General features: G+C 37.4%; 23 protein-coding genes. 15 read left to right on the plus strand and 8 right to left on the minus strand.

The window, feature by feature from the left end:
* Window position 1: 1 nt before the first annotated feature.
* From AC1W31_RS01325 to AC1W31_RS01355, 7 genes are all read left to right on the plus strand, one after another.
* A complete protein-coding gene (locus tag AC1W31_RS01325) occupies window positions 2-328 on the plus strand; it encodes a nucleotidyltransferase domain-containing protein (protein WP_481732592.1) in 327 nt (108 codons plus the stop codon).
* A complete protein-coding gene (locus AC1W31_RS01330; protein ID WP_481732593.1) occupies window positions 321-701 on the plus strand; it encodes a HEPN domain-containing protein in 381 nt (126 codons plus the stop codon). The genes AC1W31_RS01325 and AC1W31_RS01330 overlap by 8 nt, the downstream gene beginning before the upstream one ends.
* A 96-nt stretch (window positions 702-797) precedes the next feature.
* Window positions 798-1,961, plus strand: coding sequence for an AIR synthase related protein (locus AC1W31_RS01335; protein ID WP_481732594.1), 1,164 nt, complete (start codon window positions 798-800; stop codon window positions 1,959-1,961).
* A gap of 53 nt (window positions 1,962-2,014) precedes the next feature.
* Window positions 2,015-2,233: a PLDc N-terminal domain-containing protein gene (locus tag AC1W31_RS01340; RefSeq protein ID WP_481732595.1), complete on the plus strand. Its 219-nt coding sequence runs from the start codon at window positions 2,015-2,017 to the stop codon at window positions 2,231-2,233.
* 70 nt (window positions 2,234-2,303) lie between these two features.
* Complete coding sequence (locus AC1W31_RS01345; RefSeq protein WP_481732596.1) at window positions 2,304-2,663, plus strand: winged helix-turn-helix domain-containing protein; 360 nt, start codon at window positions 2,304-2,306, stop codon at window positions 2,661-2,663.
* Between the two features lie 93 nt (window positions 2,664-2,756).
* Window positions 2,757-3,494 carry a sulfite exporter TauE/SafE family protein gene (locus tag AC1W31_RS01350; protein ID WP_481732597.1) on the plus strand — a complete coding sequence of 246 codons (738 nt, stop codon included), beginning with the start codon at window positions 2,757-2,759 and terminating at the stop codon, window positions 3,492-3,494.
* A gap of 79 nt (window positions 3,495-3,573) precedes the next feature.
* On the plus strand, window positions 3,574-6,132 hold the full coding sequence (locus AC1W31_RS01355) for a TonB-dependent receptor (RefSeq protein ID WP_481732598.1): 2,559 nt from the start codon (window positions 3,574-3,576) through the stop codon (window positions 6,130-6,132).
* 117 nt (window positions 6,133-6,249) lie between these two features.
* Here AC1W31_RS01355 and AC1W31_RS01360 read toward each other — a convergent pair whose 3' ends face one another.
* A complete protein-coding gene (locus AC1W31_RS01360; protein ID WP_481732599.1) occupies window positions 6,250-6,675 on the minus strand; it encodes a MarR family winged helix-turn-helix transcriptional regulator in 426 nt (141 codons plus the stop codon).
* Window positions 6,676-7,087: 412 nt separating this feature from the next.
* Here AC1W31_RS01360 and AC1W31_RS01365 point away from each other — a divergent pair, with 412 nt between their 5' ends.
* The 3 genes from AC1W31_RS01365 to AC1W31_RS01375 all read left to right on the plus strand — a co-directional run bounded on the left by AC1W31_RS01365 (window position 7,088) and on the right by AC1W31_RS01375 (window position 9,890).
* Window positions 7,088-8,176, plus strand: coding sequence for a Gfo/Idh/MocA family protein (locus tag AC1W31_RS01365; RefSeq protein WP_481732600.1), 1,089 nt, complete (start codon window positions 7,088-7,090; stop codon window positions 8,174-8,176).
* Between the two features lie 124 nt (window positions 8,177-8,300).
* Window positions 8,301-9,311 (plus strand): GntR family transcriptional regulator, encoded by a 1,011-nt coding sequence (locus AC1W31_RS01370; protein ID WP_481732601.1) that lies wholly within the window; start codon window positions 8,301-8,303, stop codon window positions 9,309-9,311.
* Window positions 9,312-9,446: 135 nt separating this feature from the next.
* Entirely contained in the window at window positions 9,447-9,890 is a 444-nt protein-coding gene (locus tag AC1W31_RS01375; RefSeq protein ID WP_481732602.1) for a transcription elongation factor, read from the plus strand.
* Window positions 9,891-10,005: 115 nt separating this feature from the next.
* Here the strand turns inward: AC1W31_RS01375 and AC1W31_RS01380 are convergent, their stop codons facing one another.
* On the minus strand, window positions 10,006-10,857 hold the full coding sequence (locus AC1W31_RS01380; protein ID WP_481732603.1) for an AraC family transcriptional regulator: 852 nt from the start codon (window positions 10,855-10,857) through the stop codon (window positions 10,006-10,008).
* Between the two features lie 135 nt (window positions 10,858-10,992).
* On the opposite strand from AC1W31_RS01380, the gene AC1W31_RS01385 reads away from it, so the two are divergent.
* The 3 genes from AC1W31_RS01385 to AC1W31_RS01395 all read left to right on the plus strand — a co-directional run bounded on the left by AC1W31_RS01385 (window position 10,993) and on the right by AC1W31_RS01395 (window position 17,106).
* The gene (locus AC1W31_RS01385) at window positions 10,993-11,814 is read left to right on the plus strand and encodes a sugar phosphate isomerase/epimerase family protein (protein ID WP_481732604.1); all 822 of its coding nucleotides are present in this window, start codon (window positions 10,993-10,995) and stop codon (window positions 11,812-11,814) included.
* Between the two features lie 45 nt (window positions 11,815-11,859).
* Window positions 11,860-12,972, plus strand: coding sequence for a Gfo/Idh/MocA family protein (locus tag AC1W31_RS01390; RefSeq protein ID WP_481732605.1), 1,113 nt, complete (start codon window positions 11,860-11,862; stop codon window positions 12,970-12,972).
* Between the two features lie 441 nt (window positions 12,973-13,413).
* Window positions 13,414-17,106 carry a PVC-type heme-binding CxxCH protein gene (locus AC1W31_RS01395; protein ID WP_481732606.1) on the plus strand — a complete coding sequence of 1,231 codons (3,693 nt, stop codon included), beginning with the start codon at window positions 13,414-13,416 and terminating at the stop codon, window positions 17,104-17,106.
* Window positions 17,107-17,373: 267 nt separating this feature from the next.
* Here AC1W31_RS01395 and AC1W31_RS01400 read toward each other — a convergent pair whose 3' ends face one another.
* The gene (locus AC1W31_RS01400; RefSeq protein WP_481732607.1) at window positions 17,374-17,943 is read right to left on the minus strand and encodes a hypothetical protein; all 570 of its coding nucleotides are present in this window, start codon (window positions 17,941-17,943) and stop codon (window positions 17,374-17,376) included.
* Between the two features lie 246 nt (window positions 17,944-18,189).
* Here AC1W31_RS01400 and AC1W31_RS01405 point away from each other — a divergent pair, with 246 nt between their 5' ends.
* Window positions 18,190-19,215: an NAD(P)H-dependent glycerol-3-phosphate dehydrogenase gene (locus AC1W31_RS01405; RefSeq protein WP_481732608.1), complete on the plus strand. Its 1,026-nt coding sequence runs from the start codon at window positions 18,190-18,192 to the stop codon at window positions 19,213-19,215.
* Window positions 19,216-19,273: 58 nt separating this feature from the next.
* On the opposite strand, the gene AC1W31_RS01410 is transcribed toward AC1W31_RS01405, so the two are convergent.
* The 4 genes from AC1W31_RS01410 to AC1W31_RS01425 all read right to left on the minus strand — a co-directional run bounded on the left by AC1W31_RS01410 (window position 19,274) and on the right by AC1W31_RS01425 (window position 23,069).
* Window positions 19,274-20,248 carry a DUF4382 domain-containing protein gene (locus AC1W31_RS01410; RefSeq protein WP_481732609.1) on the minus strand — a complete coding sequence of 325 codons (975 nt, stop codon included), beginning with the start codon at window positions 20,246-20,248 and terminating at the stop codon, window positions 19,274-19,276.
* Window positions 20,249-20,376: 128 nt separating this feature from the next.
* Complete coding sequence (locus AC1W31_RS01415; protein ID WP_481732610.1) at window positions 20,377-20,994, minus strand: hypothetical protein; 618 nt, start codon at window positions 20,992-20,994, stop codon at window positions 20,377-20,379.
* A gap of 1 nt (window position 20,995) precedes the next feature.
* The gene (locus AC1W31_RS01420) at window positions 20,996-22,321 is read right to left on the minus strand and encodes a glycerophosphodiester phosphodiesterase (protein ID WP_481732611.1); all 1,326 of its coding nucleotides are present in this window, start codon (window positions 22,319-22,321) and stop codon (window positions 20,996-20,998) included.
* Window positions 22,322-22,328: 7 nt separating this feature from the next.
* Window positions 22,329-23,069: a hypothetical protein gene (locus AC1W31_RS01425; protein WP_481732612.1), complete on the minus strand. Its 741-nt coding sequence runs from the start codon at window positions 23,067-23,069 to the stop codon at window positions 22,329-22,331.
* A 122-nt stretch (window positions 23,070-23,191) separates the two neighbouring features.
* Here AC1W31_RS01425 and AC1W31_RS01430 point away from each other — a divergent pair, with 122 nt between their 5' ends.
* On the plus strand, window positions 23,192-24,832 hold the full coding sequence (locus AC1W31_RS01430) for an ABC-F family ATP-binding cassette domain-containing protein (RefSeq protein ID WP_481732613.1): 1,641 nt from the start codon (window positions 23,192-23,194) through the stop codon (window positions 24,830-24,832).
* A 71-nt stretch (window positions 24,833-24,903) separates the two neighbouring features.
* Here AC1W31_RS01430 and AC1W31_RS01435 read toward each other — a convergent pair whose 3' ends face one another.
* Window positions 24,904-25,293, minus strand: a complete 390-nt coding sequence (locus AC1W31_RS01435) for an HIT family protein (RefSeq protein WP_481732614.1) — start codon at window positions 25,291-25,293, stop codon at window positions 24,904-24,906.
* Between the last annotated feature and the right edge of the window lie 80 nt (window positions 25,294-25,373).

Raw genomic sequence — 25,373 nt, forward strand, 5'->3', positions numbered from 1 at the left:
CATGAAAGACATTCAGCCAATCATTGCAGAATTTACGGAACAAGCCAAAGCACATTATGGCAACCGTCTGGCGAAGATAATTCTCTTCGGTTCGTATGCACGTGGAGAAGCCCATGATGAATCGGATGTAGATTTATTAGTAGTTTTAAACGATGAGGAGGTAAAAACTCGCCAAGAAAGAGACTCTATTAGTGAAATGTTGTGGAAACTGTTTTTAAAATATTTAATAGATTTATCAGTAATCCCAACAACAAATGACCGATATGAGCATTCAGAGGAATATTTATTCAAATTCATTAGAAAAGACGGGAAACTAATTTATGGATAGGAATATAGAATTAGCAATTTTAAAGTCAGAAGACTTTTTAGAAACTGGTAAAGACGACTTAAAAGCCAATCATATTTCAGCGACTGTTAATCGTTGTTATTATGCTTATTTTTGGTTAGCCAAAACATTACTTTTTAAGAAAGATATATTTGTAAAGACTCATAATGGAGTGAAAAGTAAGTTTAGTGAATTATATATCAAGACAGAAATTATTCCTGAAATCTATGGTAAATATTTAGCTAAATTGATGGATTATAGACAGGAAGCTGATTATGATTTGGAAAGTAGTTTTTCCGAAGAAGAAGTACAAGAAATGATTAATTGGACAGAAGAGTTTTTAGCTTTTGTTAAAGAAAATATAGATAAATTGTAATATATAAAGTCCTCCATATCAGAGGACTTTACTTTTAAAATCCTGTTATTAGAAATTGTGGTTTATTGAATAACTAATTACAGACAACCAATTCCAATGACCGATCGCTATATGCAACGAGGCGTTTCTGCCTCCAAAGAAGATGTCCACAAAGCCATCGAAAAATTAGATAAAGGGCTTTTTCCAAAGGCTTTCTGTAAAATTTCGCCCGATATGTTGGGCGGAGATGATGACTATTGCAACATCATGCACGCTGATGGGGCAGGTACAAAATCAGCTTTGGCGTATCTTTATTGGAAAGAAACAGGCGATATTTCCGTGTGGAGAGGTATTGCCCAAGATGCCGTGGTGATGAATACCGACGATTTAATTTGTGTGGGAGCAACGGATAATATGCTGTTATCCAGCACGATAGGGCGTAATAAAAACCTAATTCCAGGCGAAGTTATTGCGGAACTCATCAACGGAACGGAAGAAGTTTTGGAGATGCTTCGTGATAATGGCATTGGCATTTGGAGTACGGGTGGCGAAACGGCCGATGTGGGCGATTTAGTGCGTACGATCATCGTGGATTCAACGGTAATTGCTCGGATGAAACGCTCGGATGTAATTTCAAATCATACCATTCAAGACGGTGATGTAATTGTTGGTTTGGCTTCGGACGGACAAGCCACTTACGAAAATACTTACAACGGCGGAATGGGTTCAAACGGACTGACTTCTGCTCGTCACGATGTTTTAGGGCATTATTTAGCCCCAAAATATCCCGAAAGTTTTGACCCTTCCGTTCCCGAAAGTTTGGTTTATTGCGGTTCAAAAAAATTGACGGATTCCGTAGCAGGAAGTCCTTTGAATGTGGGGCAATTAGTCCTCTCTCCTACTCGCACGTATGCTCCCATTGTGAAGGCTTTATTGAATGAATTACGCCCAGTGATTCATGGGATGGTTCATTGTTCGGGTGGCGCTCAAACGAAGGTTTTACATTTTGTCGATAATGTTCATATTATCAAAGACAATATGTTTGAATTGCCGCCACTTTTCAAAATGATTCAAGCCGAGTCTGGTACGGATTATAAAGAAATGTACAAAGTTTTTAACATGGGACACCGTTTGGAAATATACATAAATCCACAATACGCTCAGGCGGTCATTGATATTTCAAAATCGTTTGGAATCAATGCACAGATAATTGGACGAGTGGAAGCGGCTGAAAATAAAGGAGTTACGATAAAATCAGAATTTGGAGAGTTTGTTTATTGAGACTTTATACGTTTATCTACAATTCAAGATACCTAAATTTAAAACCTTTAATTATGGAATTTCTTAGTATAATCAGATTTGAAATCATTTTCATTTTATGGCAAATATTTCTTCTGTCATGGATAATCTTTCTAATAATTGCCAGTATTGATATTGCTCGAAACAAGTTTGAAGGAAATCAAAAAATCTTTTGGCTTTTGCTTTGTCTCTTTGTTCCATTTGGATGGTTGATTTACTTCTCGATAGGTAGAAAACAAAGAATTAAGGCTTAATAATTATAGAAAAAGTCGTCTCAAATTGTTTGAGACGACTTTTTCTATAACAAAACAGTAAAATTATTCAATGAAAAACATCCTTCCCAATCCAACCGAAATAAACATTACAGGAGCAATCTGGATAGAACGCCACGATGGTTCTGAGCGTTTTTTGGGAAAAGGACGGATTCAATTATTACAACTCATCATCGAACACGGTTCTATTTCTAAAGCTGCAAAAGCCATGGAAATGTCCTATAAACGAGCTTGGGATTTAGTAAATTCCATGAATTCTCAGGCTTTAAAACCCTTCGTAATCACGCAAACTGGGGGAAAAAGCGGTGGAGGAACCATCATAACCGCCGAGGGTCTTCAAGCCATTGAAGATTATAAAGCCCTTCAAAATCGCTTTCAAGCATTTCTTTTAGCGGAAAATCAAAAATTGTAGTATTACAGGTTTTAACTTGTCAAAATATTTACAGGTTAAAACCTGCGGTACTAAATAAGTCATTCGTTATATTTGCAAAAATATAACGAATTTATGGATTCAAATTTTCTACTTTTTCTCCCACTTTTAGCCATTGTGGCATTTTTGTATTCATCGGTTGGTCACGGTGGGGCGAGTGGCTATTTGGCAATTATGGCAATTATGGGCATTGCCCCCGCCCTCATGAAATCTTCGGCTTTGCTAATGAATCTTGCCGTTTCACTATTTTCATTCTTTGGATTTTACCGAGCAGGTTTTTTTAAATGGAAACTCTTTTGGCCTTTCGCCATTGCCAGTATTCCGATGGCGTATTTGGGTGGTACCATGACGCTTTCTGACGCTATTTATAAGAAAATATTAGCCATTTGTATTCTCATTTCCATTGCCCGTTTGTTATATCAATTTAGAAATGAAGAATCTGAAAATCGTGAAATCCCCATATGGGCAGGACTCACAACGGGAGGTGTAATTGGGTTACTATCAGGCATGATTGGCATTGGTGGTGGTATTATATTGAGTCCCGTAATGTTATTGATGAAGTGGGCAAAATTGAAACAAACCGCAGCCGTTTCAGCACTTTTTATCTTCGTGAATTCCATTTCTGGCTTGTACGGACAAATTTCAAAAGGTGGATTTCAGATTCCTGAAAACCTGCAATGGGCAATTTTAGCAACTATTTTAGGCGGTTTATTGGGTTCATATTTTGGTAGTCAAAAATTCAATTTACCCACGCTTCGGTATATGCTTGCTTTGGGTTTAATCATTGCTTGCGGAAAATTGATATTTACTTAATTGATTAAAATGAAGAAACCATAGTAGTTTCTTCATTTTTTACCAATCGTTATATTTTATAAAATACAACGAAATTAAAATGAAACATAAATACTTAATTCTTACCCTTCTTTTGGCAAGTTTTACGGTAAAAGCTCAAAAGAAAGTCCAACAAACTATTTATAAAGATACCGTTCGACAATTATCAGAAGTTGTGGTGTCGGCTTCACGTACGCCCGAAAATGTTTTGAAATCGCCCATTAGCATTGCTTTGTTGGATAATCGAACCATTCAAAATTCAGCAACTCCTTCGTTTTATGATGCGCTGGAAAATATCAAAGGCGTGCAATTATTAACCCCAAGTTTGGGCTTTAAGGTTTATAATACTCGTGGTTTTGCCAACCCAACCAATGTGCGGTTTGTGCAATTGGTGGATGGTGTGGACAACCAAGCTCCACACATTGGCTCGCCCATTGCGGGGGCATTAGCACCCACGGATTTGGATGTGGAAAAAGTGGAAATTTTGCACGGGGCGGCTTCGGCTTTGTACGGTATGAATACCTTGAATGGATTGGTGAATATTTTTACAAAAAGCCCGTTTGACTATCAAGGACTTAGTTTTCAGCAAAAAACTGGGGCAAATCATTTTAACGATAATAATACTTCCGCTCACATTTTTAGTGAAAGTAATATTCGTTGGGCGAAGGCTTGGAATAACGTTCTTGCTACCAAAATCAACGTTGAATATTTAACGGGTTATGATTGGATTTCGGATAATAACACCGATTTAAATCCCAATGGAAATGCAACATTGAATCTTTTTGGCAAAGACAATCCTGCTTACGACGGCATTAATTCTTACGGAAATGAGTCATCGAATAGACGAAGTTTAACCTTGGACGGTAAACGATATTCCGTTGCCAGAACGGGATATACTGAAAAAGATATTGCCGATTTTTCGCTTAAAAATATCAAAGGTGATATTGCTTTATTCGTTCGTCCCAAAAAGAATTGGGAAATTTCTTACACCTATCGTTTTGGTATTTTAGACAATCTCTACCAACGAACCAACCGTTTTAGACTCAATAATTATCGTATCGACCAACATAGTATTAGCCTAAAATCGCCTTCTATTCAAGTTAAAGCCTATTTAACGCATGAAAATACGGGCGATTCGTACAATATTCGCTCGATGGCGGAAAATATTGACAAAAGTTTTAAATCTGACGATAAATGGTTTGCTGATTTTACGACCCAATTTAACGCCAATACCATAGCAGGAATGAACGCTACGCAAGCCTTTCAAACGGCAAGAAGTGAAGCTGATAAAGGTCGTCCGCAACCACATTCGGCAGAATTTGATGCTTTAGCTAAAAAATTAGGCGATATCAATGATTGGGATGTTGGTGCCGCATTAAGGGTTCAATCTTGGCTATATCACGCTGAATTTCAGGCAGATATAACACAAGAATGGTTGAAAGGATTAAGAGAAAAATGGGGTTTGAGTATTTTGGCAGGAGCGGATTTCAGAACGTTTGAAGTTTATCCCGATGGCAATTATTTTATCAATCCTGTAGAATCGGGTAAAAATCTAACTTACTCCAAAACGGGCGGATTTATTCAATTAACCAAATTGCTTTTTGACGGAAAACTTAAAATGAATGGTTCGTTGCGAGCCGATAAAAATCAATATTTTGATTTACGTTGGAATCCGAGATTGGCCATGGTTTATTCTCCTTCCGAAGACCATAATATTAGAATTTCTTACCAAAATGCGTATCGTTTTCCGAGTCTTTTCGAGGCTTTTTCAAATGTAAATAGTGGGGGTGTGAAACGAGTGGGTGGTTTGCCGATTATGTCGAATGGTATTTTTGAAAACTCTTATTTCAAGACTTCCATTGATGCTTTTCAAACAGCAATTACCAACGATGTCAATAAAAATGGTTTAACAACTGCCCAAGCCGTCATTAAAAATGAAAATCTTTTAAAGAAAAACGATTATACTTATCTACAACCCGAATCGGCAAATAGCCTTGAAATTGGCTACAAAGGGCTTTTCTTTGATAAACGATTGTACCTTGACGTTGATTTTTATTACAATCAATACCAAAATTTCATGGCACAGGTTGAAACCAATTTGCCTCTCACAAAAAGCACCAATCTCGACTCACTCGCTTTTGCTTTTAACGACAAAAATAAAAACCAACGCTATCGATTATGGACAAATTCTAAGACGACGGTTTTTAATTATGGCTCAAGCCTTGGCTTGCGTTATCGTGCCTACAAAGATTTTATTATCTCAGGAAATGCTACTTACGCTCAATTGGACAGCAAAACGAATAATGATGGCTTGGAAGAATCGTTCAACACGCCACGATGGATTATGAATATTGGCGTGAGTAATCATAAAATTACTGAAAGTTTGGGCTTCAATTTGAATCTGAAATGGCAAGAGGCTTTTTTATGGCAATCGTCCTTAGCAACGGGAGATGTACCTGCCTATTCAACGCTTGATGGGCAAATTACCTACGCATTACCCGTGCAAAAACTGACGTTCAAATTGGGAGGAACCAACCTTTTGAATAACTATTATTACAACTTTTTGGCAGGCCCAAGTGTGGGTGGATTTTATTATTTGACGGTGAGTGTAAATTTGTAGAATGTACTGTTATACTTCTCTAAAATGATAAAGTCCTTGTGGAATTTTAAAATTGATAAAGCTATTCAGAAATTAGGGGAATTGATGAAAGATAAAGATGAGGTTGTTGAATAGTAATTAAGCACTTTTTTGTTTACTGTTCAACAATTTCTCCGTCAAATCACGGTAAATCTTAAGTTCTAATTCACTTAATGATTTGAATAAATCTACTTCAGATTCATCTATGGCGGTGTTACTGGCTGCTAATACTTCTCTTCCTTTATCTGTCAAGGCAAGGCGGCGAATCCTTTTGTTATGCGGGTCATTGATTTTTTCAATGAATTCTTTACGCATCAAAGTCTGTACCAATGTATTCATTGATTGGGGCGTTATCAAAAAGTGGCGTGATAATTGAGCCGCAGAAAAATTACCATTGTCTTTATCCATAAAACTCATGATAGTATATTGGTACGGTGTGATGTCGATATCAGTCATTGCATTTGCCATACCTAACTCCACTTCCGTAGCTATTCTCTGCACTAAACAAACTGTCCTATCTTCCATAAATTCATTTTTACACAAAAATACAGCTACTTTTTGAAAATCAAATCTTTGCACAAATAACGATACAAGATAATCTTGTATTAAAAATACTATATAAATATCATTTCAACTTCTCAATTTATATTATTTCAGCTTTTTATTAAATATTTATTAATTTAAAGATATAAATAATGTAAGAGACTCTTGTATATTTGCACCACTATTTAAAGAATTAAGTATCAAATAGAACAATATTTTTCAAACTATAGGTGTTTTACAGCCCTTTAAAACTATGTATTCAGCTTGGATACATTGATTACACAGTCACTTAAAATTTATGAAGTTAATTTTTCCGACAGTATTTAGCTTGAATCATTAATTTAATAAATGCCTTTTGCTAAAAACTCACATTACGATAAACAATAATATAAAAATGGAAAAAGTAAAAATTAAAGTAGGAATTATTGGTTTAGGTGGCTGGGCAAAATACGGTCATATTCCTGCACTACAATCTTTGAAGGAAGATTTTGAGATTGTTGCTGTTGCGAGTCGTAAAAAAGAAATCGCAGAAGCCTATACAAAAGAGTTCAATATTCGCCTTGCATTTGATGATGTACAGGCAATGGTTAACCATCCTGATGTTGACCTTGTTGCAGTTTTAGCTCCTGCTCCCGAACATTTCCGACTTGTTAAAATGGTCATTGAAGCAGGTAAAGATGTTTATAGTGAATGGCCTCTAACTACCAATACTGCCGACTCAGAAGAATTGCTGGCTTTGGCTGAAGCAAAAGGTGTAAAACACATTGTGGGTTTGCAAAGGCGTTTGGGACCCAGTGCAAGATATATGCGAGATTTAGTTAAGCAAGGATATGTAGGAAAAATCAGGTCTGCTCGAATGACTGTTAGTGCGGATGCTTTTGTACCGTTGATGTCCGAAAAACATTCTTGGGCTTTTCACGCTTCCAATTTTTCACACGTACTTTCTATTTATGGAGGTCATTTTATGGATATGCTTTTTCAGGCAACTGGTTTTCCGAAAAAATTGACTTCGGTGATTGAAAATCAATTTCCATTCTTTACAATCATAGAAACTGGTGAACAAGTTCCAACCACAAATCCGAACGAAGCAATGATTATTGGTACTTTGGAAAATGGTGGCTTGTTTTCAATTCAAATAGAAGGCGGTCAAAAACACTGTACTGGACTTCAAATAGACATAACTGGTACAGAAGGAGTGTTGAAAGTAACGAATCTTCTTTCTTTTGGGAACAAAGAAGACAACCTTATTGAAGGTGTTAATGGTGAAGGAATATCTCTTTCTATTCTGCCAATACCCGATGAATATCAATTGAATATAGGTTCTCATTTAGATGCCAGTGTAAAAGATGTGTTATATCTCTATGCCACCTATGCAAGTGACAAAAGGAATGGTACGTCAGAAGCAAGTAACTTTGAAGATGCTTTGAAGCAGCATCATTTAATTGACCAGATTATGAAAACCTCTAAAGGTTTTTTTGAATAGTAAGGCTATTCAAAATTAAAAAGCTTACAGAATAGAAATCACGTCAATCAAAGGTCGGTGACCAGTTTGCCTCAAATTTAGTATTTTATCGTTAGTTTTACATTCTGAAAATCCCCCACCAAAAATGTACAAATTAAACTTAAATCCAAGCGATAAAACGCCCAAATACAAACAGATTATTGAGTCAGTAATGGCAGATATTGAGCGCAATGTTTTGAAGAAAAACGAGCAATTACCTTCCATTTCTGAACTCAGTGAAGAGTATTATTTGGCCCGTGATACCGTCGAAAAAGCTTATCGTGAATTGCGAGAAAGAGGTTTCATTACGTCCGTTCAAGGAAAAGGTTATTATGTGAATAGTGGCGAAAGTAGAAAAATGCGAATTCTGCTAATTTTCAATAAATTAAGCTCTTATAAAAAATTGATTTACTACGCTTTTTTGAAAGTTTTGGGTGATAAAGCTTCCGTAGATTTACAAATCCACCACTATAATGCTCGACTTTTTGAAGAAATTATTGATAAAAATTTGGGGAAATACAATTACTACGTTGTGATGCCTCATTTTTTCCCAGAATCTGATAAAAACTTAGCAATCAAGGTATTAGAAAAAATCCCGAAGGATGAATTAGTTCTGTTGGATAAAGATTTGCCTGATTTCAAGCATGAATGTTTAACGGTTTATCAAGATTTTGAAAGAGACGTTGCCGAGGCTTTGGAAGATGCCAATGACTTGATGATAAAATACCAAAGAGTGGTTTTGGTTTTTCCGAGTGATGGTAATTATCCAATCGAAATTGTGCGGGGAGTTCGGTATTTTTGCGTCAATTCGCAGAAAGAATTTATGATAAAAGAGAGCGTTGAAAACGAAATTTTACAAGCACAAACGGTTTATGTGGTGGTGGAAGAAACCGACTTGGCAGAATTAGTGAAGAAAACCCGAATGTCCAGTCTTATCGTTGGAAAAGACATCGGAATTATCTCTTTCAATGAAACAACTTTGAAAGAATTATTGGGAATTACCGTAATCACCACCGATTTTGAAACGATGGGCAGAACGGCCGCCGCTTTAATGTTGGACAATATAAAAATCAAAGTAAAAAATCCGTTTTATATGATTCGGAGAGAGACGCTTTAAATAATTAGGTGATTTTGTGAATTGTGAAATAGTGATTTATCCTCCAAATCTTGAGATTAATCCGATTTATTTTTATTAACACAAGCAAAATCCAAAATCACTACTTCACTCAATCACAACTCACCAATAAACACCGTGAAATCAACCATTCTTCAATACGTAAAAACCTATTTAGACCAACGAATGCAAACTTCTTTGGATGCGATGAATGCCGCCCAAGAATCGGCCAACGGAGAGTCAAAATCATCGGCAGGAGATAAATACGAAACCTCACGAGCAATGGGACATCTCGACCGTGATATGCACGCTCGTATGTATCAGCAAACCCGTGAAGAACGAAAATTGATTGAACGAATTGATGGAAATATTGATTTTAAAAAAGGGGCTTTGGGGGCATTTATAAGCACTTCTATGGGCGATTTCTTTCTTTCTGTAAGCATTGGGCAAGTAAAAATTGACGAAAAACCAATCATGATTATTTCGCCTCAGTCGCCCATTGGGGCATTATTGATGGGCAAAATGGTGGCTGATAAATTTAATTTTAGAGGAAAAGAAGCGGAGATTTTAGCGATAGAATGACAAATTAGGGAGCTTCTAAATTTAAATATACCCACTTCGGTGGAACTTCCCGAAAGTTTAAAACTTTCGGGAAGTTGAACGGCAAATGAGGGTATTTAATTAATTGGATGCTCCCTTACCTAAACGCTCCCCGATATTCCGAAGGTGTTTTTCCTTGCAAATCTTTAAATTGTTTGTTGAAATTAGAAAGCGTGTTGAAGCCACTTTCGTAGCATATTTGCGTAATCCCTAACTTATTTTCCATCAACAATTTACAGGCGTAACCCACCCGAAGTTCACTCACAAAATCCGAAAAAGTTTTATTGGTTCTTGCCTTAAAATATCGGCAAAAAGCTGCCGTTGCCATTCCCGCCAAAGAAGCAACTTCATCTAAACGAAGCGAAGTTCGGTAATTTTGCATCACGTATTCATGCACTTTTCGCATCCTTTCTGTCTCCGAAGTTTTATAAGGATTTGAATATCCGATGCTACTAATTGGCTCGTATTCCGTAGAATTTGCCAAAAGATTAAGCATTTCTAAGAGCTTCAAAATCCCTTCAAATCCTTGTAAACCAGATAGTTGCTTCATGATTTTAAAGATATTTTGTTGCAAATCTCCTTTTATTTCCAGACCTCTACCTGCTTCGGCAAAAAGGGTTTTGAGTTTCATCATTTCGTATTTTTCAAAGAAATCTTTTCCTAAAAAATCCTCCGTAAAATAGACCACGATACCATGCGTAAATAATTCAGAATTTTCTTGAAAATAACAATCGTCGCTTCGCCAAAGATGCGGTAAGTTTGGCGCCAGAAAAACCATATCTCCAGTTTCAAAGTGCTTGATACTATCGCCAATAAAACGAGTTCCAGTACCTTCTAAAACCACAAAAAGCTGATAATGAGGGTGAAAATGCCAATTCGGTTCGAAATATTTTTCTCTTAATTGTTGGATGGTATAAGCATGATTGGGCGAATCAATGCTTTTATTCAAGGGATTTTTCAAAAGCTATTCTTTACTTAAAAAAATGATATACGTTTAATAAATATCAAAATACAGTCAAAGTTAATCAAAATAAGCGTATTTTATTGCACTATTTTACGATAAATTTGTATTATGAAAAAGTACATGAACCTCCTTTTATGGGGAACACAAGTAGATGAAAGTCTTTTCCCGACCTTAGAACTCATTAAATCTATCGGTTTTGATGGCGTTGAAGTACCCATTTTCAACCCAAATCCCGAACATTGGTACGCATGGCGCAAGAAGTTGGATGATTTGGGTTTGGAAAGGGTTTGCGATACATTTTGCGGAGCAGAAACCAATCTGATTAGTCCAGACCCAGCCATTCGTCAAGCAGGATTAGACTATCTAAAATCTTGCGTAGATTGTGCTTTAGTTTTGGGTTCGGATAAATTAATGGGGCCTTTTCATTCGGCTTTGGGCATTTTTACGGGACAAGCTGCTACGGCAGAAGAATGGGCTTGGGGTGTGGAAGGCATCCAACAATTATCCGAATACGCTGATACTATGGGCGTGATGATTTGTTTGGAATATTTGAATCGCTTTGAAATGTATTTGACCAGTTGTACCGATGAGTTAATTCGTTTTGTGGATGAAGTCAATCGCCCGAATTGTAAAATCATGTTTGATACTTTTCATGCTAATATTGAAGAGAAAAACATTGGGAATGCCATCCGACAAATGGGTAATCGGATTGCTTTTGTACAACTTTCCGAAAATGACCGAAGTACGCCAGGCAAAGGAAATGTGGATTGGGAAGGCGTTTTCAAAGCCATCAAAGACATTGATTATCAAGATGTTATCTCCATAGAAGCATTCAGTCAAAAACTCTCCGCTGCCAATATTTGGCGAAAAATGTTTGAAAGTGAGGAAGTTTTGATGAAAGAAGGATTGGATTTTTTGAAAAGTAAAACGGAACAGGAGTAGAAGATAGATAGGCTTTGCAAACGCCCTACATAATATAAAATTAACATGAAAAAAATTAACATTGCTATCATCGGCTTAGGATTTGGGGCAGAATTTATCCCTATTTATCAACGTCATCCGCATACCAATATGTACGCCATTTGTCAGCGTAACGTAGAAAAATTGAATGCCATTGGCGATGAGTTTAACATCGAAAAACGGTATTCTGATTATGATGAATTGTTGAAAGACCCCAGTATTGATGCCGTTCATATCAACTCGCCGATTCCAAATCATGCCGAGCAAAGTCTGAAAGCACTTTACGCAGGCAAGCACGTAGCGTGTACCGTTCCGATGGCGACAACGGTAGAAGATTGTCAGAAAATTGTGGATGCGTGCAAAGCAACTGGCAAGAAATATATGATGATGGAAACGGTGGTGTACGCCCGTGAATTTCTGTTTGTAAAAGAGCTTTACGAAAAAGGAGAACTTGGTAAAGTACAATTCCTGAAAGCCTCACATCAGCAAGATATGGAAGGCTGGCCCGACTATTGGCCTGGGCTTCCTCCGATGCACTACGCTACACACTGCGTGGGTCCAGTGGCAGGTTTGTTGAAATTACAGGCCGAATATGTGTCTTGTTTTGGATCGGGTAGAATCAGTGAAGACCTTGTAAAAATCCATAATTCACCTTTTGCGGTGGAATCAGCCCATATCAAATTTAAGGATTCAGATTTGAGTGCTTATGTCTATCGTTCACTGTTTGATGTGGCTCGCCAATACCGTGAAAGTTTTGAGGTGTATGGCTCAAAAAAATCTTTTGAATGGGCCTTAATTGAAGACGAAGAACACGTAATTCATACCGCCAAAAAGCCCGAATCAGAAATTCCAGAGAAGGTAAAAGTGCCTGATTACGCCCATTATTTACCCAAAGAAATTCAATCTTTTACGGGCAAAGGCGTTTATGATTCTGACGATAATACCCATTTAAGTTTTGCCCAAGGCGGAGGACACGGAGGCTCGCATCCGCACCTTGCCCACGAGTTTGTGATGGCATTAATTGAAAACCGTGACCCATTCCCAAATGCGGCACAATCTGCCAATTGGACGAGCGTTGGAATTTTGGCTCATGAATCAGCGATGAAGGGTGGGGAGATTATTTATTTGCCTGATTTTTAAGGGGTTGTGGATTTTGTAGAATGAGCGAGACGCTCTGTGTAATTATAGGTCGTAGGAAGATTATTTATTTGCCTGAATTTTAAGGGGTTGTGATTTGCAATAAAGGCACGAAAGTTTTAAGAAATATAAGTTGTAAAATGTTCAGAATGTTAACTTCCCGAAAGTTTTAAAACTTTCGGGAAGTTCATTCCAAATAATTTGTTTCCGCATCGTGCAATAGTAATCCAAAGTACAATTTTACCCTTCACTTTTAACCATAACTACTCGTTTAACCATAACTACTCGACAATCAGATATTAATATATTCAGAAGACTGCTGTTACATAATGTCTGAACTGGGCGTTCCTGTAGAACATCAGCCACAGGACAAATAGTAAAAAAACACAATTACCAATCCTTTGAGCCTTCGTGACTTAGTAGCAAAAACAACACAAAAACACAATGAAAAAACCCATCATCCTCCTCATTCTAACCCTCCTTTCCCTCTCCACGTTTGCTCAAAATTCCCTAAAACCACGCCGATTGGAGGTTTTGTTTTTGGGTGATAATGGGCATCATAAACCTGTGGAGAGATTGCCTTCTATCATGTCGGCTTTGGGAAATAAGGGAATCAATTTCACTTATACCAATAAATTAGAAGACCTCAATCTGGAAAATCTTAACCGATTTGATGCCTTGATGATTTATGCCAATTGGGACGAAATTACGCCTCAAGCCGAAACAGCCCTTTTGGCTTACGTGGCTTCGGGCAAAGGAATCTTACCGATTCATTGTGCTTCTTTCTGTTTTAGAAATTCGCCCGAATACGTAAAAATGGTGGGTGGACAATTCTGGAAACACACTACCGATACTATTTCTGCCAATATTGTGCAGCCTAACCACCAGATAATGAATGGCTTATCAAAATTAAAAGCTTTTGACGAAACGTATTTGCACAGCAAATTACAAGCGGATAATAATGTGTTGATGAATCGTGAAATCAAAGCTGACCAAACAAAAGACCGTCCCGAAACCAAAACTGAACCTTATACGTGGACTCGAAATTATGGCAAAGGCAGAGTTTTTTACACCGCTTTTGGACACGATGAACAGACTTGGGAGAATCCAGATTTTCATAAACTCTTAGAAAATGCCATCATTTGGGCAGTGGACGACCAAGCACGGGTGGCTCATGCGGGACTCAATCCGCAGCCTTTGGTTTTTAGAAATGCTAAATTGCCCAATTACGAAAAACGTCCCGACCCACAGGTGCAACAATTGCCACTTTCGCCTGAAGAATCGGTGAAATTGATGCAAATTCCCGTAGATTTTAATTTGGAGGTTTTCGCTTCTGAACCCAACGTAATGCACCCAATTGCGATGGCTTGGGACGAAAAAGGAAGGTTGTACGTATTGATCACAAAAGACTACCCAAACGAACGAAAAGAGACGGGCGGAAGTGACTATATTTTGCTTTGTGAAGATACCAATAAAGATGGCAAAGCCGATAAATTCACCCACTTTGCCGATGGTTTGAGCATCCCAACAGGAATGGTTTTTGCCAATGGTGGACTTATCGTTTCACAAGCACCCAATATGTTATTTTTGAAGGATAACGATGGAGATGATAAGGCTGATGAAAAGAAAATTTTGTTCTCTGGATTTGGTACGGGTGATACTCACGCAGGGCCATCGAACTTACATTATGGATTCGATAATTGGATTTGGGGATGCGTTGGGTATTCGGGAATCAAGACAAAATTTGCGCCAAAAGATTCTGTAAATTTTGGGCAAGGTTTTTTCAGATTTAAAGCCGATGGCTCTGATTTTGAACACATTACTTCAACTTCTAATAATACTTGGGGTTTTTCTTTTAACGAAACGGGAGATGTTTTTGGCTCAACCGCCAATAACTCGCACGGTTGGTACATGGCCATTCCGCACCGCAATATTTTGAATGGTTCGACGGCAAATAATGGGAGTCGAAGCACGGATTCGCACAAAGATATGAAAACCATCACACCACGGGTTCGTCAAGTGGATGTTTGGGGTGGATATACCGCCGCCGCAGGGCATAATTTCTACACTGCAAGGGCTTTTCCAAAGAAATATTGGAACAAAACGGCCTTCGTTTGTGAGCCAACGGGACACGTCGTTCACCAAAATGTAATGGAGAAAAAAGGCACCGATTATGAAGACGTTGAAGGCTTTAATCTTTTGGCGGGAGCGGATGAATGGGTTTCGCCCGTTTTTGCGGAAGTTGGACCCGACGGAGCCGTTTGGATTGCGGATTGGTATAGTTTTATCATTCAACATAACCCAAAACCAACTGGCTTTACGATGGGTGTTGGTAATGCCTATGAAACTAATTTACGGGATTATACCCACGGTAGAATTTATAGAGTTGGCTACAACAAAGCGCCTGCTTACACGCCTTTAAGTTTGAGTAAAAATCATCCAAACGAATTGATTAACGCCCTCAAAAACGACAATCAATTTTGGCGAATGACTGCCCAAAGATTATTGATTGAACGTGGTCAAAAAGACGTTGTGCCAACTTTAATTGAATTAACAAAAGACCAATCCTTGGACGAAATTGGTATTAATCCTACCGTTATTCATGCGCTTAGAACGTTGGAAGGTTTGGGTGTTTTGAATGAGCCAAATGTGCAACAAGCCTTGTACGCCTCACTCACGCATCAATGTGCGGGTGTACGCAAGAATGCAATTCAGATTTTACCCCGTAATACTCAGTCAGTTAATGAGTTATTACAAAAAAACCTTTTGAACGACAAAGAACCGCTGGTCGTTTTAAACACACTTTTAGCCCTTTCAGAAATGCCTTTAACGGCTGAATCAGAAAAAGCGTTGATGAACCGTTTAGAACAATCAAATGAAACAAACGACCGTTGGTTGCCCGATGCTTTTGCCAGCGTTTTGACCAGTAACAAACAATATTTATTGAAGAAATTGGTACAAAAACTTACTCAAAACTCTTCTTCGCCAAAGGTAAAAGCAAACGAAATGCCCGCTGCTCATCACGACCACTCGAAGATGATGCAGGATGCCGCAAAAACTACTGCTATCACAGCATCAAACAAGCCAGATTTAGTGATTACCAGACTTATTCTTACCCCAGCAAATCCAGTAGTTAGGGATAATATTAATGTGAAAATTGAGGTGAAAAACCAAGGAGGAATTGCCTTAGAAAAAGGAGTTATTGTGCCATTGGATATTCGTTTTGCTGGAATGGGTAGAAAAGTCGATGTAATCAGTCGTACTTTTAATGAAGGAATTCCTGCGGGCGAATCCATCATTATTACCAAATCAAACAATGGCCCTTGGACAGGTGATATTAATTTTGGTTCTGATGTATCGGGAGATTTTAGCATTGTTATTGATTTAGATAAAGCAAATACCATCGCTGAAAGTGATGAAAAGAACAATACATTTACCCAAAAAGTTAATTTCTCTACTCCACAAAACATGACCAATTATGCTCTCGAAAGGGCCATGAGAGGTTATTCAGCGGTTTCAGCAGTAGATTCAGTGGTTCAACTATTGAAGCAATTTCCAAAAATGGAAGAAACCACGGCATCAGCATTATTGCGAGGAATTACGGATGGTTGGAATTATAAGAGAAAAGTAACGGTCAATGAAACCGATAAAGCATTTTTAGTAAGTTTAAAAAAGAATTTGGTTTCGGAAAACAACGATAGATTGAGTCGTTTGATGCAAGCGTGGCAAATTAAAACGGACGAAGTAGCCGACCCAAATAAGATTACGATTGTGATAAAATCGGTGAAAGAGGCCATGAGTTACGATAAAAAAGAGTTCACCGTACCGGCTGGAAAAACGGTAGAAATCATCTTTGAAAATTCCGATGCGATGCAACACAATTTGGTAATTGGCAAACCTAAGTCGCTGGAAATCATAGGGAAAGCTGCCACTAAAATGATTATGCAAAAGGATGCACTTCAGAAAAGTTATATCCCTAATATTCCTCAAATCATTGCTTCAACGCCTTTAGTGAATTCGGATGGAAGTTATAAATTAACCTTCAAAGTACCAGAAATCGTGGGTGATTATCCGTATGTGTGTACTTTCCCGGGGCATTGGAGTATTATGAATGGCGTGATGAAAGTGGTGAAGTAGTATTTAAGATTACACCACGGATTTTACGGATTAGGAGGATTTACACGAATAAAATTTTAGAATTATTACACTGTTAATTAAATAATTATTATTCTCTAAAAGTGCTGAAATCAGCTTCTGGGTGAACTTCCCGAAAGTTTGAAACTTTCGGGAAGTTGATTGAGCTTAATTAACAGTGTATTTAATTGTGTAGTGAATTTAGAATTTTCTAAAAGAAAAAATCCGTATAAATTCGTAACATCCGCAAAATCCGTGGTCTAATATTTTTTACGATAATCTCCTAACAATCAACCCATTAACCAAATCAAAAAACTGCAGAGGCTTCATCGTTAGCCAATTGGCGATGTTCAAAGTACCTCCCATGTTGATGTAAATATCCAAATTATATTTCGCAAATTCACTGGCTACGTGGTCTGGGAAATTACAAGCAGCAATCCAACCATCTTCCACCTCCTCAAACCATTCAGCATAATAATCATCTTCATACGAACCGTGAAAATTCAACACGTTTTCGCCCAAAAGGATAAATTTATTAATTCCCTCGTTCACTAAATGGTCAATTACCACTCGTTTGAAATACATAATATCGTTGTGGATCGTATCATTCCATTCGCCAAACATCTCGATAATGGCAAATTTTTTTTCGTAATCGGCGTATAAAATCTTGCAATAGAGCGTTTCAGAACCTATCTCGTCCCACATGGGGTGAATATAATAACCGTAGATTGCATTTTCGTAATAATCCAAATTATAAAGTCGCTCGTAGAAAGGCGAGCGTTCATCTCGTGAGGCAACGTATAGATTTTCCCAACGATAATGAGGTTCAATGTCTTGCATTTTATGAGGTTTTGTAAGGTTAATTTCTATTATTTTAACAGGAAAATTCTAAGATTTGTTGCACGAATCCATAACAAATTTGAAGTAAAAACATAATAACGTGGTCTTATGTTCTAAATTTAAAGGCTGGTTTTAAAGACGGCATCGCTCAGAGCAATACCGTCTTTTTTAGTTTAAATCAACATTATAAATTCTTTGTACCTTCGTGCCTTAGTGGCAAAAACAAAAAGTCCTTACCTTTGCAACATGACAGAAATTCCAGCATTTAAAAAGAGTCTCCCAACCCAAATTGCAGTATTGGGTGGTGGCAGTTGGGCTACGGCAATTATTAAAATTTTGACTGAAAACAACGTCAGAGTCAAGTGGTGGTTACGCCGCAAATCGGACGTTGATTTTATCAAAAAATACAATCATAATCCGTCATATTTGACCGATGCTCCACTGAATCCACGCAAAGTGAAAGCGTATTACAAAATGTACGATGCCCTTCAAGGTGTTGATTATGTGGTGCTTGCCGTTCCGGCGGCTTTCGTTCCTGATGCTTTGAAAAATTTGACTCGTAATAATTTTGCGGGTAAAAAAGTCATTTCAGCTATCAAAGGCATGATTCCCGAAGAAAACATGTTGGTAACCGATTGGATGGAGAAGGTCTTTGGCGTACCCTTGACGCAAATGTGCGTTATTGCGGGGCCTTGCCATGCCGAAGAAGTTGCTCAAGAAAAACAGTCGTATCTCACCATTGGCTCGCCTAATATTCATTTAGCGCAAGAATTTGCCAATTTGATGACTTGCCGATACATTCAAGCAAATCCCGTAGCAGATTTATACGGCGTTGAATACTGTGCGGTGATCAAAAATATAATAGCCATTGCCTGCGGAATCACGCATGGATTAGGTTTTGGAGATAATTTTCAAGCGGTGATGGTTTCTAATGCCATGCAAGAAATCAAACGTTTTTTGGATATTGTTTACCCGCAAGCCAATCGAGATTTGCACAGTTCGGGCTATTTGGGAGATTTATTGGTAACGGCTTATTCACAATTTTCGAGAAATCGTACGTTCGGAAACATGATTGGTCGGGGATATTCTGTAAAATCAGCCCAAATTGAAATGAATATGGTTGCGGAGGGATATTATGCCGTGAAAAGTATTCATAAAATCAACGAAATTCACGACGTAGAAATGCCAATTATTGATGCAGTTTATAGAATTCTCTACGAAAAAGCCAATCCAATGGCTGAGATTGGGATTTTAAAGGGGTTTTTGAAATAAGAAATGAAGTACTAAAAAGCGTCCTAATTTTAAAAATTAGGACGCTTTTTAGTACTTTTTATATTGGTAATAAACCCAAAACCGTCACACTCAGTGTTACAGACGTATTAGCCTGCACCGAAACACTATTTAGATTTATCAAACTGCTTAGGTTAAGCATACTTTGTAGAGCAAACTGCCCATTACCACTATTTTTATGAGATGCAAATTGAAGTTCATAATCTCCCGCTTCTAAAAATGCTAAATTAAAATTACCATTTCCATCCGCCACGCAACTGGTCACAGCATTTTTGAACTGTACATTTCCACTTCCTTGTGCCTTGGTTTCAGAAACATTGTAAGTCCCTTTTTTGTAAGCATAAACAATTAGTTTGCTATTGGTTTCATTGTAATTAGCACAATTCCCTTTAATAGCTCCAGCTTGACTTTTTACCAAAAGACGGGTTGAAGCATTCAAATCACTCGAACTCACAAAACGATACCCACCTACGGCACTCCCATTTTCATCCATTACCGCTTTTCGAATATCAAAATCAAGCACTAAATTGGTTTGTTGATTTTCTTTTACTTCAAACGCCTTTGAGCTGACCACTTCAGTTTGTCCGCTTACCGAACCCGTTAAATTATACTTTGTATTATCAGTTGAAAGTGCGTAACATCCAGGCGAATTTCCATTCTGGTCTGTTGCATTATCCAATATCAGAGAAATATTACTGTAAGTGCCCGCTTTAATATTTCCTAAACCTAAAGCTGCTACATTCCCATTTTGGTAGGCAGACAATTCAATGGTCTTTTTCCCACTAAATCCGCCAAATTTTTGGCCATCAATTCTCACTTCCGTTACAGTTACGAACGTACCTTTTACATTCGCATCGTCAGATGGCGCATCTGTAATTTCAACATTTACCATTCCTTGCACTCCTGTCGTTTGATCAGGCGTTACTGAATCGTCATTTTTTTTACACGATTCCATCACTAAAGTTGCCAACAAAATGGTAATTACTACCGAAAAACTTTTCTTTAACTTATTCATATTTGTATGTGTTTGTTTAGAATACAACGAAACGCACAAATCATAGATTGTAAAGAATGAGTGAGCGGTATGTTTACCTTTAGGTAATAAATACAACCTCCTCAAAATCAACGACTTTTACTTTTATATCATTTTTCCCTAATTCTCTTAAACCGCCGCTTAAATTGGTAGCGAGCCACGGCTTGAAGCGAAAAAATCCCGTCTTCCGTTTTATTTTCACTCAAAAATTGACACTTTATTCCTAAGCCAAATTGCTTGGCAACAGGATAAATATACCCCGCCGAAAACTGCAAATTTGAAAATGCCATTGCTTCACTTTCGGAATGATTTCTTTGATAATTTACTTCGGAATGATGAATAGAAACACCCGTGCCAACTGTTGCAAAAAAGTGTTTAAAAATTCTCATTTGCACACAAAATAAAATAGGAATTACCGTTAAACTTGCGGTATTTATATCCTTACCCTCCGCCAATTGTACTTCATATACTTTATAGTATCCTGTCTCCACGCCCATACTCAATCGGTGTTCGGGTTCCCACATAAATTTGAAGGAAGAACAGCTAAAATTTTGTCTTAACCCAACCCTTGAAGGGTCAATTTGAAGCGTATTGATGTAATGACTTATACCCGTACTTACATAAACACTTACGCCCCTTGCCACGCTATCACGGGTATTCCATGTGTTTTGTGCTACACAAAATTGTTGTAAAAAGCACACCAACAGTGTTATTAAAGGCTTTTTCATATTATTGTCTTAAATAGTGATTGTAGGCTACGATGGTGGGATAATTAGTTAAAATTCCGTCAAAATCACCTTCTTTGATGTATTTTTTAATGAAGCCTTCATTGTCTAATGTCCAACAAAAAACCTTTCTATTTTGAGCGTGCATTGCACTAACTTCGGGTGTTAATAAGCCCAAAGTCCATCTTGGAGCCCACACTTTTGCTTGAATATCATTTACATCTTCCACCGATAATTCACAAAGAGATTGAATATTTTGATAATTGGCATAAGTTTTGAAAAAGTCCAATACTTGCGGATCGGGCAATCCAATGTAAATAGATAAATTTCGATTTTTCTGTTTGGCACGTTCTAACAATTTTTGCTGAATCGGAATCACTCTCGCCATGGCATTATTGACCGATTTCATGTCTAACCATACTACTTTCAAGTTTGTACTATCTACCACTTTCAAAAGAGCATCTTCTAAAGTTGGAATTTTTTCTCCGTTGACTAATCGAATAAATCTTGAAACTTCTGCAAACGTATAATTAATTAAAGGACCATTCAAAGGGCTTTTTTTGGTCAATCGAATATTAATGTCTTCATCGTGATACAACACAGGGATATTATCTTTGGTTAATCTTACATCTATTTCGATGCCCGTTGAGCCAAAATTTTCGGTGAAACCAATCATTTCTAATGAATTTTCGGAAATAGCTAATAAATCAGAAGTCCTTCCGCCTGAACGATGGGCTAATATTCGGAAATCATCCTTTAAAACTTTCTCCGAAAAAGGTCTAACAAACATTATTTCCAATGGTTCAGTAGCTGCATTATTCCCTAAGCCAAATTTTCCTGTAATCATCAAATTAGAAACTCTGGGCTGATTTTCTGAAAGAATAGCATTACTGCCTTCACTGGGATTTAATTGCAAATTTATCCCTCCCGTTTCACTATTTAGAGCATATCGCCAGTATCCGTAAATGTATATGGACGAATCTTTTTTCATTCCTTTCGTTACGGCATACAAACCATTTGACCCTCCAAAAATGGATAAATTATTGAGATTATTCCACTTCAAAATCAGGGTATCTCCAAATATTTCTCTTCCTTTTATGACCTTATAAATTCCTTCTAATTTTCTTTTAGAAGTATTATTTAAAGATTGCCCATCTGTAATTGGTGGAATAACATTTACGATTTCGGGTAGGTCATAATCATTGCAACTACTCATTAAGGTGATAATTAGTAGTAAAAGTAATATATGGTTAAACCAGTAAATTTTAACGCAGGTAGCGTTTTGAACGCTACCTGCGTTTGTATTTTCAGAAACTTTATTGAATTTCATAAGATAACTATTTGATAATCAATCCCAAAGAAAATTCTATGTTATGATATTTTCGATTAAAAGAACTAAATGAAGGCCAAACTGGATAATAATATTTTACGTAATTATCCCGACAACCGATAATCAACACGTGATTTGCCCAGAGGCGTTGTTCGATATACGCACCCAGCGAACCACCATTAAAAAAATCCGAAAACTCCGTTACTTTGATTCCTCCTGCAGTGGTATTTATGTAGGTTATCACATTTACTTCCGACTTTACCGTAAAGGCCACATCTTTGAGTTTGAAGCCCAAAGAAACATTTGGATAATGCGACCATGCCGTCGTACGATTATTAAAACCATATTGAGTCAATGCCCCAAAAATAAAACCTACATCGTAACCCACTTTGGCAGAAAGCGTTTTTCCTTGCCTGTTCCAATGCAGGCCTAATTTTGCTTGATTTGCGATGTATATGGAAGTAATATTTGCGGATAAATCAAAGCCTTTGGGCAATCCAATGGTAGCAGATAAATCAATCAAAGGAATTCTGAGAGCTGATTCAACGTAATCCAACGGGAATTTAGTAGAAGTAAGCCCTACGGCAGCCTTCAATTGACCTGGCTTCCAAATGTGAGGAAGAATGAAGCTATTTTTCTCAATATCAAATATTCTCCTCGGACGTACAGTTATTGAACTGTCTATTTGAGCAAACAGATTGAAGATATTAAAAAATAGGAATATGATTAAGGTAAAAAATAATTTCATTAACGGTCTGATTTTTAACTTAAATGATTGTAAAAAACTGTACCAGTGATTGAGTAAATTACGAATTTCAACATAAATCTCATCAGAACCATGATTATCTTTGTACCTCATTTAAGAAAATTATGATTTCAGTAGATAATGTAACGGTTGAGTTCGGTGGACGAGCTTTGTTTAGTGATGTAACTTTCAACATCAACGAAAAAGATAGAATAGCCCTGATGGGTAAAAATGGGGCGGGTAAATCTACTTTATTGAAGATTATCGCAGGAGCTGATAAAGCCACGAGAGGCAAAATTTCGGCTCCCAGTGATGCCGTAATTGCCTATCTTCCTCAGCACCTTTTAACGACTGATGACAGTACCGTTTTTGAAGAAACAACCAAGGCTTTCTCAAAAATTTTGGATATGAAAGCTGAGATTGATGAATTAAATCATCAATTAGAAACTCGAATAGACTATGAATCAGACGCTTACATGAATATTATTGAGCGGGTTTCAGAAGTGAGTGAAAAATATTATTCTATCGAAGAAATCAATTTTGATGCAGAAGTTGAAAAAGCTTTGCTCGGATTAGGTTTTTTACGAACAGATTTTACCCGTAAAACTTCTGAATTTAGTGGTGGCTGGCGTATGCGGATTGAATTGGCAAAAATCCTTTTGCAAAATCCGGATTTAATTCTTTTAGATGAACCAACCAACCACTTGGATATTGAGTCGATTCAATGGTTAGAAGAGTTTTTGATGAATTCTGCCAAAGCCGTAATAGTCATTTCTCACGATAGAACTTTTGTCGATAATATTACCAATCGTACCATTGAAATCACGATGGGTAGAATTTATGACTACAAAGTAAATTACTCACACTATCTCCAACTTCGCAAAGAACGTCAGGAACAACAGCAAAAACAGTTTGCGGAACAACAAAGGTTTATTGCGGACACCACCGAATTTATTGACCGTTTCAAAGGGACATATTCAAAGACTTTGCAGGTACAATCAAGGGTAAAAATGCTCGAAAAATTGGACATTGTGGAAGTGGATGAAGTGGATACTTCGGCTTTACATTTGAAATTTCCGCCCGCACCACGTTCTGGAAATTATCCCGTGATTGTGGAAGATTTAACTAAAAAATACGATGACCACTTGGTTTTCAAAGACGCAAGACTAACGATAGAAAGAGGGGAAAAAGTAGCGTTTGTGGGTAAAAATGGGGAAGGGAAATCAACACTCGTGAAAGCCATCATGGGCGAAATTGATTTTGAAGGCGAAATGAAATTGGGTCACAACTCAATGATTGGTTATTTTGCCCAAAATCAAGCGGCACTTTTAGACGGAGATTTAACGGTTTTCCAAACGATTGATAATATTGCCGTGGGTGAAATCAGAACAAAAATCAAAGACCTTTTAGGGGCATTTATGTTCGGTGGCGACGATGTTCACAAGAAAGTAAACGTATTGTCGGGTGGCGAAAGAACCCGTTTGGCCATGGTAAAACTCCTCCTCGAACCCGTAAATTTATTAATCTTAGATGAGCCAACCAATCACTTGGATTTAAAAACCAAGGATATTTTGAAAGATGCTTTAAAAGCTTTTGAAGGAACGATAATTCTGATTTCTCACGATAGAGATTTCTTAAACGGACTTGCTGAAAAAGTCTTTGAATTTGGCAACAAACGAGTAACCGAGCATTTTGAAGACATTAACGGCTTCTTGCGGAATAAGAAAATGGAAAATTTAAAGGAAATTGAGCGGAAGGGGAAATAAAGAGAGCGTTACTACAACTTCCCGAAAGTTCTTTTTACTTTCGGGAAGTTCAATTCAAGTATTAAAACCCGCTATAAATATCCTACAATCCTATCCGCAGTAGCCTTCAATTCTTCCTGCGAAGGCTTCAATTTTTCTCTCGTGAAATTAATATCATTCATCGAATTCAAAGGAATCAAATGCACGTGTGCATGAGGAACTTCCAAGCCAATTACTGACAACCCAACTTTCCGACACGGACACGCCTGTGCGATTGCGGGAGCAATTTTCTTAGCAAATAATATCAATCCTGATAGTAAATCATCTTCTAAATCAAAGATATAATCGACTTCCTTTTTCGGAATTACGAGTGTGTGTCCATCCGCCAAAGGCGTAATATCTAAGAACGCTAAAAAACGCTCATCTTCTGCAATTTTATGGCAAGGAATTTCGCCATTAACGATTTTTGTGAATATTGTCATTTTTTTAGGAATAAAGAAGGAAAGGAGATGGGAGAAATGGAAACAAAGCAGAGTAAAAAGAGAAATGTAGTATATTTTTC

The sequence above is a fragment of the Arcicella sp. genome (assembly GCF_964672035.1).

Bases quoted from the DNA above. Each gene is read 5' to 3' on its own strand.
- AC1W31_RS01325 (WP_481732592.1), top strand. From the start codon at position 2: ATGAAAGACATTCAGCCAATCATTGCAGAATTTACGGAACAAGCCAAA.
- AC1W31_RS01330 (WP_481732593.1), top strand. From the start codon at position 321: ATGGATAGGAATATAGAATTAGCAATTTTAAAGTCAGAAGACTTTTTA.
- AC1W31_RS01335 (WP_481732594.1), top strand. From the start codon at position 798: ATGACCGATCGCTATATGCAACGAGGCGTTTCTGCCTCCAAAGAAGAT.
- AC1W31_RS01340 (WP_481732595.1), top strand. From the start codon at position 2,015: ATGGAATTTCTTAGTATAATCAGATTTGAAATCATTTTCATTTTATGG.
- AC1W31_RS01345 (WP_481732596.1), top strand. From the start codon at position 2,304: ATGAAAAACATCCTTCCCAATCCAACCGAAATAAACATTACAGGAGCA.
- AC1W31_RS01350 (WP_481732597.1), top strand. From the start codon at position 2,757: ATGGATTCAAATTTTCTACTTTTTCTCCCACTTTTAGCCATTGTGGCA.
- AC1W31_RS01355 (WP_481732598.1), top strand. From the start codon at position 3,574: ATGAAACATAAATACTTAATTCTTACCCTTCTTTTGGCAAGTTTTACG.
- AC1W31_RS01360 (WP_481732599.1), bottom strand. From the start codon at position 6,675: ATGGAAGATAGGACAGTTTGTTTAGTGCAGAGAATAGCTACGGAAGTG.
- AC1W31_RS01365 (WP_481732600.1), top strand. From the start codon at position 7,088: ATGGAAAAAGTAAAAATTAAAGTAGGAATTATTGGTTTAGGTGGCTGG.
- AC1W31_RS01370 (WP_481732601.1), top strand. From the start codon at position 8,301: ATGTACAAATTAAACTTAAATCCAAGCGATAAAACGCCCAAATACAAA.
- AC1W31_RS01385 (WP_481732604.1), top strand. From the start codon at position 10,993: ATGAACCTCCTTTTATGGGGAACACAAGTAGATGAAAGTCTTTTCCCG.
- AC1W31_RS01390 (WP_481732605.1), top strand. From the start codon at position 11,860: ATGAAAAAAATTAACATTGCTATCATCGGCTTAGGATTTGGGGCAGAA.
- AC1W31_RS01395 (WP_481732606.1), top strand. From the start codon at position 13,414: ATGAAAAAACCCATCATCCTCCTCATTCTAACCCTCCTTTCCCTCTCC.
- AC1W31_RS01400 (WP_481732607.1), bottom strand. From the start codon at position 17,943: ATGCAAGACATTGAACCTCATTATCGTTGGGAAAATCTATACGTTGCC.
- AC1W31_RS01405 (WP_481732608.1), top strand. From the start codon at position 18,190: ATGACAGAAATTCCAGCATTTAAAAAGAGTCTCCCAACCCAAATTGCA.
- AC1W31_RS01410 (WP_481732609.1), bottom strand. From the start codon at position 20,248: ATGAATAAGTTAAAGAAAAGTTTTTCGGTAGTAATTACCATTTTGTTG.
- AC1W31_RS01415 (WP_481732610.1), bottom strand. From the start codon at position 20,994: ATGAAAAAGCCTTTAATAACACTGTTGGTGTGCTTTTTACAACAATTT.
- AC1W31_RS01420 (WP_481732611.1), bottom strand. From the start codon at position 22,321: ATGAAATTCAATAAAGTTTCTGAAAATACAAACGCAGGTAGCGTTCAA.
- AC1W31_RS01425 (WP_481732612.1), bottom strand. From the start codon at position 23,069: ATGAAATTATTTTTTACCTTAATCATATTCCTATTTTTTAATATCTTC.
- AC1W31_RS01430 (WP_481732613.1), top strand. From the start codon at position 23,192: ATGATTTCAGTAGATAATGTAACGGTTGAGTTCGGTGGACGAGCTTTG.
- AC1W31_RS01435 (WP_481732614.1), bottom strand. From the start codon at position 25,293: ATGACAATATTCACAAAAATCGTTAATGGCGAAATTCCTTGCCATAAA.